The following is a 12,582-nucleotide window of genomic DNA, read 5'->3' as shown; positions in this document are numbered from 1 at the left end:
TGGAATAATGGAAAAAACATCAGAACAATTTGATTCAGTAATTTCGGTTTGTAAGGAATTATTTATAAAAAAAATGATTGATTACGGATCGGCTTGGAGAATATTACGATTGCCTTCCTTAACAGATCAAATATATATCAAAGCCAATCGAATTAGAACTATTCAGGAAAAAGGAAATCAAAAAATTTCAGAGGGAATCGACGAAGAATTTTTAGCGATAGTTAATTATTCTATTATGGCATTGATTCAATTGGAAAAAGGAATTGCAGAAAATCCTGATTTAAATTTAGATGAGGCTGTACAGCTTTACGATGAAAAGGTTAGTCAGGCTAAAAACTTAATGATGCGTAAGAACCATGACTATGGTGAGGCTTGGAGAGATCTGAGAATAAGTTCTATTACAGATTTAATTTTGCAAAAATTATTGCGTATAAAACAAATTGAAAACAATGAAGGTAAAACATTAGTTTCCGAAGGTTTAGACGCCAATTATTTTGATATTCTAAATTATTCTGTATTTGCTTTAATTCTTCATCAGGAAATTAATTAATTGTTGTTACATGAAATTTTTAACTCAATTTTTTAGAATACTTGTTGGAGTAGTTTTTATAATATCCGGTTATGTTAAAACTATTGATCCCATTGGATTTTCATATAAATTGGAAGAATATTTTGGAGAAAGTGTGTTTAATCTGCCGAGCTTACATCACTTAGCACTTCCGTTGTCTATTTTTTTTGTAGTTTTTGAAGTCATGTTGGGTGTATTTCTTTTATTGGGAGTTTGGAAAAAATTTACACTTTCTTCTTTGTTATTATTAATAATTTTCTTTTCATTTTTAACTTTTTATTCTGCATATTTCCACAAAGTAACTGATTGTGGTTGCTTTGGAGATGCGCTTAAATTATCACCGTGGACTTCATTTGGAAAAGATATTGTCCTTTTGGTAATGATTTTAATCTTAGTTTTCGGTTCAAAATACATCCGTTCTGTATTTTCTGTAAAAATTAATTGGATAATCATAAGTGTTTCTTTTGCTATCTGCTTATGGACTGTTTATCAAGGGATTGCCCATTTACCCATCATTGATTTTAGACCTTATGCTGTGGGAAAAAATCTTAAAGTAGGTATGAATGACGGTGAACCGGAGCAAAATATAATTATATATACACTCAAGAATACATCCTCTAATGAGTTTAAAAAAATGAATTCCGAGGAATATATCAGTTCCGGAATTTGGAAAGACACCCTAACGTGGAAGATCAACGATACTTCGGTTAAAATTTTAAAAGAGGCAAAATTACCTTCTGTTCACGATTTTACAGTAGAATGTTTAGGAAATGATATAACGCAAGATATTTTAGATCAAGAAAAAATAGTGATAATTACTGTGCCATTTGCAAAAAAACTTAGTATTATTGAACGAGCTAAATTGAGAAAAATCACTTTTCAATTTAAGGAGAAAAAACTTAATTTTGTTATTTTAACGAATGATCCACAATATTTGAATCCTTTATCTTCATGCATTACAGATCAAACAACATTAAAAACAATTAATAGAAGCAATCCCGGGGTATTAATATTAAAAAGAGGAATAGTTGTTGCCAAATACAATGGTAATGATTTTCCAACCGTGAATGAAATAGAAAAATTATAAACTTAATAAACATACATATGAGAAAAAAAATTGTAGCCGGAAATTGGAAAATGAATAAAACATTGCCTGAAGCTAAAGCTTTATTAGCAGAAATTGACTCATTTATTCAATCTAATTCACCTAAATGTGAAGTTGTTGTAGGTATACCATTTATATATTTAGAAAATGCCAAAGCTAATCATAAAAATGTACAAGTTTTTTCTGAAGATATTTCCGAACACAAGTCGGGAGCATATACAGGAGAAATTTCCGCAGAAATGCTTACCTCTATTCAGGTAGACGGTTCAATCATTGGCCATTCTGAAAGAAGACAATATCATAAAGAAACAGACGAACAAATAGGAGCTAAAGTTAAAATAGCTTTAGATAATGGTTTAACCCCTATTTTTTGTAATGGAGAATTATTAGAAGAAAGAAAAGCAGGTAAACATTTTGAAGTAGTTAAAAGACAAACCGAAATTGCTTTATTTAACTTATCCGCTGAAGAAATCGTTAAAGTGGTAATTGCCTATGAACCGGTTTGGGCTATTGGTACCGGCGAAACAGCTACCCCGGAACAAGCGCAAGAAATACATGCATATATCCGTTCTTTAATTGCTGATAAATATGGAAAAGAAGTAGCTGATTCAGTATCCATTCTATATGGTGGAAGTGTGAAACCGGATAATGCTAAAGAAATTTTCTCAAAACCGGATGTTGACGGTGGATTAATCGGCGGGGCTTCTTTAAATGTTAAAGACTTTGGATCATTAATCAATACATACAAAGAAATTTAATTACATTATAAAATTAGATTTAGTAAAAACAGATTCATTTATTCGAATCTGTTTTTTTATTTGGTTATAAAGAGTATGAAATACCCTAAATACTAGTAAATATCAATATTTTTACGTATATTTGTAAGCATTTCTTGAAATAAATTAACGATTAAAAAATGAGTGAACAAAAATATACTGCAGATAGTATTCAAGCGCTTGAAGGAATTGAACATGTACGTATGCGTCCCTCCATGTATATTGGGGATGTGGGAGTTAGAGGATTACATCATTTAGTATATGAGGTAGTTGACAATTCCATTGATGAGGCTTTAGCCGGGTATTGCGATACTATTAATGTAAGTATAGGAAAAGATAATTCTATAACGGTAAAAGATAACGGTCGAGGTATTCCTGTAGATACCAATAAACAGACAGGATTGTCTGCCTTAGAATTGGTTATGACTAAAATTGGAGCAGGAGGGAAATTTGATAAAGATTCATATAAAGTTTCCGGTGGATTGCATGGAGTGGGAGTGTCCTGTGTCAATGCATTATCTACTGAATTGATTGCTACCGTTAACAGAGACGGTAAACAATACCAGCAAAAATACTCTAAAGGGGTTGCATTAACTTCTGTTGAAATTGTTGGAGTTTCCACCCATACAGGAACTACAGTAACATTTATTCCCGACAGTTCAATTTTTACCGAAACTATTTATAATTACGATACACTAGCCACTCGTCTTCGTGAACTTTCATTTTTGAACAAAGGAATTACTATTACTTTATCAGATGAACGTGAAGTAGATGAAGAAGGCAACATTAGATCGGAAGAATTTTATTCTGAAAGAGGATTAGAGGAATTTGTCGAATTTATAGATGAGAACAGAGAACCCTTAATGGATGAAATCATCCATATGGAGGGAGAGATTGATGAAATACCGGTTGAAGTTGCTATGAGATATAATACTTCGTATACGGAAAATATTCATTCGTATGTAAATAATATTAATACCCATGAAGGGGGAACGCATTTAACCGGGTTTAGAAGGGCGTTAACCAGAACCTTGAAAAAATATGCCGATGAAAATATTAATTTGGCAAAAGAAAAGGTTGAAATTACCGGTGACGATTTTCGTGAAGGTTTGACTGCTGTTGTTTCAGTTAAAGTCATGGAACCTCAGTTTGAAGGACAAACTAAAACTAAATTAGGTAATTCGGAAGTTAGTTCTGCTGTAGATAAAATAGTTGCCGAAATGTTAACTAATTATCTGGAAGAACATCCTAATGAAGCAAAACAAATTGTTCAAAAAGTTCTTCTTGCAGCAAAAGCGCGACAAGCGGCTAAAAAAGCAAGAGAACTTGTACAAAGAAAATCTCCGTTAGGAGGAAGCGGTTTGCCGGGAAAATTAGCTGATTGTTCTTCACGTAAAGCAGAGGAAAGTGAGTTATTCTTAGTCGAAGGAGATTCAGCAGGGGGGACAGCCAAACAAGGTAGAGACAGAAACTTCCAAGCGATCCTTCCATTGAGAGGTAAAATACTTAATGTAGAAAAAGCTGTTAGCTATAAAGTATTTGAAAGTGATGAAATAAAAAATATTTATACGGCCTTAGGGGTATCTGTTGGTACAGAAGAAGATTCCAAAGAATTAAACCTTTCTAAGCTGAGATATCACAAAGTGGTAATTATGACCGATGCGGATGTAGACGGTTCTCACATTACAACTTTAATATTAACCTTTTTCTTCCGTTACATGAAAGAAATGATAGAAAAAGGATATATTTATATTGCAACCCCTCCTTTATATTTATTGAAAAAAGGAAATAAAGAATATTATGCCTGGGATGATAAACATAGAGAGGAAATAGCTTCTCAATTAGGTAATGCTCAAGGTAAAGGTTTTACCGTTCAAAGGTATAAAGGTTTAGGAGAAATGAATGCTGAACAGCTTTGGGATACGACTATGAATCCTGAAAAAAGAACGTTGAGACAAGTTACTATTAATAATGCATCAGAGGCAGATCGTATATTCTCCATGTTAATGGGAGATGATGTACCGCCTCGTAGAGAATTTATTGAAAAAAATGCTGTTTATGCAAATATTGATGCTTAAAATGTTTTAACATTTATATATAATAAAAAAGCCTATTTTTATTAAATAGGCTTTTTTTATTGATAAGATTTAATTTAAACATGATACACTTCAGAATGAATTAACTTTATAACATTTATTTCCTCTTTATCTAGTTGTATTTCACGAAGAGACATTAATTTCATTGGGTAACTTTTACCATCCTGATGATAGGATGGTTGTTTATATTCAATATCATTCCATAATTTGAAACCTAGCCGTTCATAAAAATTAATTCGACGTATATCCCAATGTGAAGTTGGAGGTTCCACTTCAAGTACAATAGGTTGTGAAATTTTTTCTATGAATAGTTGCATAATTTTACTTCCATATCCTTTTTGTCTATAAACAGAAGAAATCGCAAAATGTTCAATAAATGTAAAAGTATTTAATTTCCAGTAAGTAATGAAACCGATTCTTTCGTTGTCTTTTATACATAATAAGATTTTAAATTTATCTTTATAATCTTCATAAAGTTTAAACATTTGATCCGTAGGCCTCCTTTCTTCAACAGGAAAAGATTTTGTATAATTATTTTCGACAAATGTAATTTCATTTTGATCTAAAAGATTTAATTTTTCAAGTTTCATATTAATTTATGGAATTTTATTTAAAATTGAGAGTAAACACTTTTATTAAAAAATTGAATATAATTTATTTCAAAACGATCAAATTTATTAATGATTATCAAAATAATCTGAAGAATGATAATCTTTATCTTGATCAGTTGTATTTAAATTTTCATTATTATCAGAACTAATGGTAGTAGAATAATTATAATTAGTATTCGGTTCATTTTCAGTTGAAATAGTATTTTCACTCTGATCATCAGTAGAAACTTTACCTTCTAGAGTGTCTAATTTGTTTTGGAAACCTTGAATGACCAATGTTTGAGAATTTAATTCTTGATCAATGTCTTTATTACGGTTTTTTAAAGTTTGTAACTCCGCTTCATTTAAAATTATCCTTTCTTTAATTTTAGTTAGATTATCTTGTTCTTTGTCGGAAATTTTGGAGTTGGCTTTTAAGTCAATTTTATTGTAATCGTCACGAATAATTTTTTCTAAATATAAAATTCTATCGGAATTACGAACTTTTTCTTTAGTAAGCTTTATGGTAAAACTTTTCGCATTCGTTAAATCATCAATTGCACAAGATTTTTGAATGTCTAACTTAAATTCTTCAAGAATTGGGATTGCTAATTCTTTTTCAGTAGTATTTGAATTGATGAAAGTATTGGATAAATTATGAAAAGAAGTGAATATCGTCATACTTTTATCATCATTATATTCATATGCAAAATTTCCTAACCAGCTTTCACCATTTGGTGAAAATTTAATATCCGAACCATACACTTTATTAACAATTCCACCTTTCACTTTACCTCCTTGTTTTTTGATAAAATTCTTCCAAGTATTTACTAGGACTTCCTTATTACAAATTGGTAATGTAAAACTTAAGGATTCCATAATCTTGTTTTTTTCTGTATATGAAGATTCTTCAATAGTTTGAGAATGTGCAAAAGCACAGATAAAACTTAAAAGTATAATAGGTGTTTTATTCATCGTTTTAAAGATTTAATATAATGGGCTGCAATTTCCTCACCTGAACTAACCGATTTTATAGCCCATTTTATTTTTAAATTAAGTTTTTGAATTTCAGTTAACTGCCAATTTAAATGACTATCTTCCAATTTCTTTCTCATTTCATAAAAACATATTCCGGCTGCTACAGAAACATTAAGACTTTCTGTAAAACCTATCATTGGAATTTTAATACACGCATCAGCATAATTTAAAGTTTCTTCATTTATACCTTTAAATTCAGTACCGAAAATTAAAGCTGTTGGCTGAGTTAGTTGAAAATCATAAATATCTATAGCATTTTTTTCAGGAGAAACTGCTACCAATTGATACCCATTTTCTTTAATCTCTTTTAAAGATTCCAGATTTGAAGACTTATAAGATATATCAATCCATTTATCGGCTCCTCTTGCAACAGTACTTTCCGGCTTAAATTCATTTCTGTTTTCCAGGGCGATTAATGATTGAAACCCAAAAGCTTCCATACTTCTAACTATGGCACCGGCATTACGATATTGATACAGATCCTCTAGTATCGGAAGTACATAATTTGACCTGTAATTAACCAAATTTTCTATTTTTTCAAATTTTTCTTTTGATATAAAATCTGTTAAATAGTTATATAAATCCAAATTATTCAAAAATTCTTTTGAAATCATGTTTCAAAAATAACAATTAAAGCTGTTAATATTTTCATAAATTGCAATTTTAAACCGAGAAATATAGATGAAACGTAAGATTTTATTAATTTATACAGGAGGAACTATAGGAATGATCAAAGAGTATAGTACCGGAACACTAAAACCTTTTGATTTTAATGCGCTATTAAAGCATATACCCGAGATAGAACTAATTGATGCAGATATAGATATCAACGTATTTGAAAAACCTATTGATTCTTCAGACATAGATATACATGATTGGATTACATTAGGCAATATACTTGAAAATGCTTATTTAAAGTATGACGGATTTGTAATACTTCACGGAACGGATACGATGTCCTACACTGCTTCTATGATGAGTTTTATGTTACAAGGATTGAAAAAACCTGTAGTATTTACGGGATCTCAATTGCCAATTGGTGAATTACGAACAGATGCCAAAGAAAATTTGATAACTTCAATTTATTATGCTTCTTTATATGAGAATGATAAGCCAGTTATCAACGAAGTGTGTATTTATTTTGAATATAAATTATATAGAGCAAACAGAACAACCAAATTCTCAGCAGAACATTTTGATGCTTATATTTCTCCCAATTATCCTAAATTAGGAGAGTCCGGCGTTAATCTTGGAGTTTTTAAAGAATATCTTTTAAAACCTGGTCATACAGATTTTAAGGTAAATAAAAATCTTGCTAATAAAATTGATATATTCACATTTTTTCCGGGAAAAAATAAGTATTTATTAGATCGAATGGTTTCAGACAATGATCTAGAAGGGATTATCTTAAGAACCTTTGGTTCGGGAAATATTCCTTCCGACAAAGAAACATTAAGAGCCTTACATAAAGCTAAGGAGTTAGGAAAAGAAATTATAGTTATTACACAGTGTGTAAGAGGAAATGTAAATTTTGGAAAATATCATAATAGCCTCATATTTAAAGATTTAGGAGTAATATGTGGTTATGATATAACAGTAGAAGCCGCTACAACTAAGCTAATGCATTTACTCGGACAAAATTTAAATGGTAAAATACTCAAAAAACAGTTTGAGGAAAATTTATCCGGTGAAATAACTAATTAAAATTAACTAATTTCAACCATTATTTTAGTCTTTAAAATAATTAAAATTGCTTGTAAACTAGGCTTATATATTTATTTCTTATAATTTACTTTTATTATAGTATATAAATATAACTTTATATACAAAATTATAAATATTAATAAATAAAATTATTTTACAACAGTATCATAAGTAAGCATTATTAATATACTTATGATAATGTATTAATAAAATAAATATCTTTTTAAATTAATCATTAACTAATAAAAAATGATTAAATAACAATAGAAATAGTGTGTTTATATTAGAAAAAGTAAAAATAAGAAACTCCTAAATTAGATGTATTATGAGATTTAAACCATTTTCCATGCTTTGAATACACTTTATTATTATCATATATATTATTTAACCCCCAATTATATCTGATACCTATTTCATGTTTACGAGCAAAGCTAATTCCACCTCCTAATCCTGCTGAAATATCAAATTTTGAAGCTCCTCCATACCATTTTTTGTCTCGGTGTTTATTTTTTTCATGAATTAAATAACCAACCTGTGGACCGGCTTCTATAAATAATTCATGTGTTTCTTTTCCTCTACAGCAAGGAGGGAATATAAAATCTCCAAAATAGAACTTAACCATTAACGGAATGTTGATATAAGTCTGATAAAATTTAACATTAATATCTTTACCATCTTTTTCTCCTTGTTCAGAATAAACTATTTCCGGTTTGAAAAACCAACTATCGTTGAAGTCATTAAAAGGAATTTGTGCAAACAAACCTACAGCAGGTGCAAAAATACGCGTTTCAGAGTGTCTATGCACATTTCTGATATTTGTAAATTGCAAGCTCCCTTTTACACCAAATTGAACTTGCGATTTTAATGTAGAAAAACTTAAAAATAAAATTACTACATAAAAAATTTGTAAATTTTTAATCATTTTATGAAATATAACTTGTAAATATTTTAAAGATATTAATAAACTTTTATAAAAAATTTAACATTTGCGCAAATATAATCATTATTTTAAAATATAAAAATGAAAATAATCTTAGAAAATATCATTAAATAAATATAAAATATATGTAATAATTAAAGATTATTTATTAGTATTTTATATCATTTATTTGTAATAAAATAATAAAAAATATTTATAAATAACTTTTTAAATTTAATTTATTTCTTAATATTTAATTCATATGCGCTTAAAATAATTATTTTTTAAATCTAATATGTAAATTCTTATAGAAGTATTAAGCTTCCCATAACTTACATAAAATATTTTTTAATTTATAAAATAATATTTAACAGTATAAAATTATAAAAAAAAAATTATTATAAAAAGCTTTTACAACAATTTTTTTAATTATGAGAAGTATATTTTATTATTTTTAAATTATTATCATAAAAATAATTAAATAATATAATATTTAGTTAAAAATTTAAAACTATTATATTTAAATTAGTTATTAAAAATTTATATTAAATAATAATATTTAATTTTTTGAATTAAATTTAATTAAAAAAAAAATCTAAATACGATTAGTTTTATATTTTATGTTTATAAATAGATGTTGATTTATAAATGTGTTTATTAATATAAAAATAAATGTTTTTTATTGTTTATATTTATAATGTTTAAAATTAAGTAAGGGGAATATTGATTTTTTAAAAAATAATAGTATTTTTGCGTAAAATTAACACTAATAAACACCTTATGAAATTTAGAAGAATTATTTCCGCTCTTAATTTAGAAAATTCCTTATTGTTTATTGCTTTAACTTTATTTTATTGTTTTGCTAAAATGTTAAAAATAGCAACTTCTTAAAAATATATTATATTTACCATAATATATAGATATTATCTTGAATTTTAGTTGAATATAGTTTTTAAATATATATATATGGCTAAAACTTTAAAGTGATAATAAAAATTTTAAGCTTAAAAAAATAAAGGGAATATGATATCATATTCCTTTTTTTATGATTTTCAAAATTTAAATTAATTAAAATTTAAAATTATTACTAATGAATGCTTAAAATTTAAAAAATATATTAAATTTTTTTGATATCGTAATAGATAATGAAGTTTTATTTAGTCTTTATTGTTAAGAACTTATTTTTATTTGTAAAAAAATTTTGTTAACAATATAAAAAGTGTAGCAAAAATAATCTTAGAATATGGCACAGGCAAAAATTACCTCATTTGTAAAGTCGTAAGAAGTGGTTAAAATTTAATCAAATAATATTTCATTTATATATTTTGGTAAGATTTAAATCCAAATCGCTATTATATGTATTTCTTTAATTTTATTTTCAAATAAGTAATATTTGTAAAATAATATTCTTATTAGGGATAAAATAAATAAATTTTTATATATTTGAAGCAAAAATTTATCTTTATGAAAAAAAATATTAAAAGTTCATTATTTATTTTATTGACATTTTCTTTAACGTCATGTGGTACAATTTTTACAGGAAGTACAGATCGTATAACATTTAACACAACACCTGAAAAAGCTAAGGTTTATGAAGGTGGAGTTGAAAAATGCACTACGCCTTGCTCTATAGATATAAGAAGATCTATGTCGCCCAAAGTCATTCAATTAAAAAAAGAAGGTTATGAACCTCGAAACATAACATTAGATAAAAAATTTAACGCTGTTTCGATATTAAATATAGTTGGTTTTGTAGGATGGGTTGTAGATGCGTTTACTCCTTCTTTAACTAAGTATGATACTAAACTATATAATATAGAATTAGAGCCCAAAAAATAAATTTAATGAAAAGAATATTTTAATTTTATTTATTATAATTTACTCGCTGTCATTTGACAAAATGCTAAAGAAATGTTTAATGAAATTCAAGGTAAATGGAATTTAAACTATAACAAAAATGTTAGAATTGAAAATTTTTGAAGCGTATATAAGCAAAAATGAAATTCTTCAAAGAACTTTATATTATTTTACCTATAATTTCGAAATTAGAAAATCAATATTTCAGACTCAAGATAAAAAGCTGGAGTAATAGTAGACAAAGGTTTTTATATGAATATGCGTAAAAGTGTCAACGCCTTAGAAAGTATTTATTATTGAAACATGTCACATATTATAATTAGATGTTAAAAAAATATAAAAAGAGCTATGGTGATAATTTTACAGTTTGTAAAGAAGATAGTAGTAGCGATAAAAATCCCTCAGCTATTCAATATCCATAGTTTAAAAAGAATATTATATTAACTCTAAAGATTGATTAACAAAAAACATTTATCAGAAAAGCGTTTTGTAAAACACTTAATTAAGCTAATAAAATCCGAGAAAATTTAGAAAAAGCTATACAAGAAGGGCCAATGTCAAAGCTACTGAAAATTATAATAGATAAATTTTATATATCGTTTGTTTGTAAGTGATTTACGATATTAAGATTAGTCTGAAACTTAAAAATTTAATCCGTTGAATCATCAGCGGATTTTTTTTTACTATTTGTACAATGTAAAATTTATATTTCTTATATTTAATTTAAATATTATAACGTCCTTGTTGAAGATGATTTACGGAAATACCTTTACCTATTTCTCATTCAAATTTTACGCTACCGTCTCCGGCATAACTAATTTCCGCAATTGATAAAAAATTTGTTTTATCTTTCAGGTTCTCGTATTGTTGCTCTAATGGGAATCCTTTCTGAATCTCTCATAACCCACCCATCTAAAACGTTTATTTCTTCTTTTTTTTTATCTAAAAATAATTCTAATATGGCTTGATATTTTTTTGTGTCCGGATCTTTAGTCATACATCTGAAAATGAGTTGTAAATCGTCTTTTGTTTGGTCGCTCATAATATCTCCTTATTTTTAATTAGTTATAATGTAGCTTTTGCTTTTTTTGTTTTTTTTGCTTTTTTGTTCATTGATGAAGGGTATTGTCTGTGTATAAAAACGTTGCCGTATATTTCCTCTAAGTTCTCTTTAGGCGTTAAGGGTTGTGTTCCATTGATTTCATCTTTTATTTGTTGAAATTTTTTTGCCTGAATGAGATTACTTAGATTGACTTCAATCTGATTTTTAACCATTGTTTCCATAACTTTTTTTGAAATTCTTCAGTACCCGTAATTTCAAAACTATTATGGAATTTCTCTTTAGCAAATAATAAAGTAGCTAATAATGCTTCTTCTTCGGTATTGCTCGAATGAAATTTAATATAATCATGTTGATCGGTAAAAATTTCTCCTTTTCCTTCTAAACTGTATATAACCCAGCCTTTGTTAGTAATTTTGGATGATAATTTTTCAAAGATTTCATAAAAATTTTCATTCTTACTTTCTTTTTTTTCCTTCTCCTTTTCTTCCTTTAGGTTTTGGACATTCAAAGGATCTGAAGATGCTACGGTTAAATCGGATTGCTCTTCGGTTGATTCAAGAGGTTTAGTGAAGTGCTTCATGCTTGAGGCAAAGCCATTAAAATTTAATAAGTTTGCTATATTCATATATATCTCATATAAGGAAAATTTAATTTGAATATAAAATTGGTGATGATGGGAAAAAGGGAGAGATAAAGGATTAATGTATTATGATTGATGAACTATTACTACTGGTTTTATAGTATATCTTAAATATTCATTATTATCTAATAGTTTACTAAAAAACTTTATCAAATAGGGTAAAGATCCTTTTGAATAATTTATGTCTATTATATTTTACATCCCTTATAGAAGTTGTATTTTACAA

The 12,582-nt window shown here is 27.2% G+C and carries 13 protein-coding genes; 6 read left to right on the top strand and 7 right to left on the bottom strand.

The annotated features are described in order from the left end of the window. Positions 1-7 precede the first annotated feature (7 nt). From G8C43_RS02160 to gyrB, 4 genes are all read left to right on the top strand, one after another. Entirely contained in the window at positions 8-550 is a 543-nt protein-coding gene (locus G8C43_RS02160) for a DUF1599 domain-containing protein (RefSeq protein WP_166003817.1), read from the top strand. Positions 551-560: 10 nt separating this feature from the next. After that, positions 561-1,655: a BT_3928 family protein gene (locus tag G8C43_RS02155; RefSeq protein ID WP_166003814.1), complete on the top strand. Its 1,095-nt coding sequence runs from the start codon at positions 561-563 to the stop codon at positions 1,653-1,655. Positions 1,656-1,672: 17 nt separating this feature from the next. After that, entirely contained in the window at positions 1,673-2,431 is a 759-nt protein-coding gene (gene tpiA, locus G8C43_RS02150; RefSeq protein WP_160556681.1) for a triose-phosphate isomerase, read from the top strand. 158 nt (positions 2,432-2,589) lie between these two features. After that, a complete protein-coding gene (gyrB, locus tag G8C43_RS02145) occupies positions 2,590-4,527 on the top strand; it encodes a DNA topoisomerase (ATP-hydrolyzing) subunit B (protein WP_160543257.1) in 1,938 nt (645 codons plus the stop codon). A 74-nt stretch (positions 4,528-4,601) separates the two neighbouring features. Here the strand turns inward: gyrB and G8C43_RS02140 are convergent, their stop codons facing one another. From G8C43_RS02140 to G8C43_RS02130, 3 genes are all read right to left on the bottom strand, one after another. Continuing rightward, on the bottom strand, positions 4,602-5,135 hold the full coding sequence (locus tag G8C43_RS02140) for a GNAT family N-acetyltransferase (RefSeq protein WP_166003812.1): 534 nt from the start codon (positions 5,133-5,135) through the stop codon (positions 4,602-4,604). A gap of 87 nt (positions 5,136-5,222) precedes the next feature. Then, entirely contained in the window at positions 5,223-6,110 is an 888-nt protein-coding gene (locus tag G8C43_RS02135) for a hypothetical protein (RefSeq protein WP_166003810.1), read from the bottom strand. Beyond that, positions 6,107-6,787, bottom strand: coding sequence for a TrmH family RNA methyltransferase (locus G8C43_RS02130; protein WP_166003809.1), 681 nt, complete (start codon positions 6,785-6,787; stop codon positions 6,107-6,109). The genes G8C43_RS02135 and G8C43_RS02130 overlap by 4 nt, the downstream gene beginning before the upstream one ends. A gap of 67 nt (positions 6,788-6,854) precedes the next feature. Between G8C43_RS02130 and G8C43_RS02125 the strand changes: the two genes are divergently transcribed. After that, a complete protein-coding gene (locus tag G8C43_RS02125) occupies positions 6,855-7,877 on the top strand; it encodes an asparaginase (RefSeq protein WP_166003807.1) in 1,023 nt (340 codons plus the stop codon). Between the two features lie 283 nt (positions 7,878-8,160). Here the strand turns inward: G8C43_RS02125 and G8C43_RS02120 are convergent, their stop codons facing one another. Further along, entirely contained in the window at positions 8,161-8,799 is a 639-nt protein-coding gene (locus tag G8C43_RS02120; RefSeq protein WP_160543261.1) for a porin family protein, read from the bottom strand. 1,497 nt (positions 8,800-10,296) lie between these two features. Between G8C43_RS02120 and G8C43_RS02115 the strand changes: the two genes are divergently transcribed. Then, the gene (locus G8C43_RS02115; RefSeq protein ID WP_166003805.1) at positions 10,297-10,635 is read left to right on the top strand and encodes a PEGA domain-containing protein; all 339 of its coding nucleotides are present in this window, start codon (positions 10,297-10,299) and stop codon (positions 10,633-10,635) included. An 862-nt stretch (positions 10,636-11,497) separates the two neighbouring features. Here G8C43_RS02115 and G8C43_RS02110 read toward each other — a convergent pair. Genes G8C43_RS02110 through G8C43_RS02100 form a run of 3 tightly spaced genes read right to left on the bottom strand, consistent with a single transcriptional unit; the run spans position 11,498 to position 12,341 of the window. Further along, positions 11,498-11,695 carry a hypothetical protein gene (locus tag G8C43_RS02110; protein WP_166003803.1) on the bottom strand — a complete coding sequence of 66 codons (198 nt, stop codon included), beginning with the start codon at positions 11,693-11,695 and terminating at the stop codon, positions 11,498-11,500. A 23-nt stretch (positions 11,696-11,718) separates the two neighbouring features. After that, on the bottom strand, positions 11,719-11,937 hold the full coding sequence (locus G8C43_RS02105) for a hypothetical protein (protein WP_166003801.1): 219 nt from the start codon (positions 11,935-11,937) through the stop codon (positions 11,719-11,721). Beyond that, positions 11,898-12,341 (bottom strand): LPD7 domain-containing protein, encoded by a 444-nt coding sequence (locus G8C43_RS02100; RefSeq protein WP_166003799.1) that lies wholly within the window; start codon positions 12,339-12,341, stop codon positions 11,898-11,900. Before G8C43_RS02100 ends, G8C43_RS02105 begins: the two co-directional genes overlap by 40 nt. Positions 12,342-12,582: the final 241 nt, after the last annotated feature.

Origin of the sequence: Apibacter sp. B2966, from assembly GCF_011082485.1 — a bacterium.
Classification (GTDB): Bacteria; Bacteroidota; Bacteroidia; order Flavobacteriales; family Weeksellaceae; genus Apibacter.
This window is presented reverse-complemented; position numbering and strand designations above follow the sequence as displayed.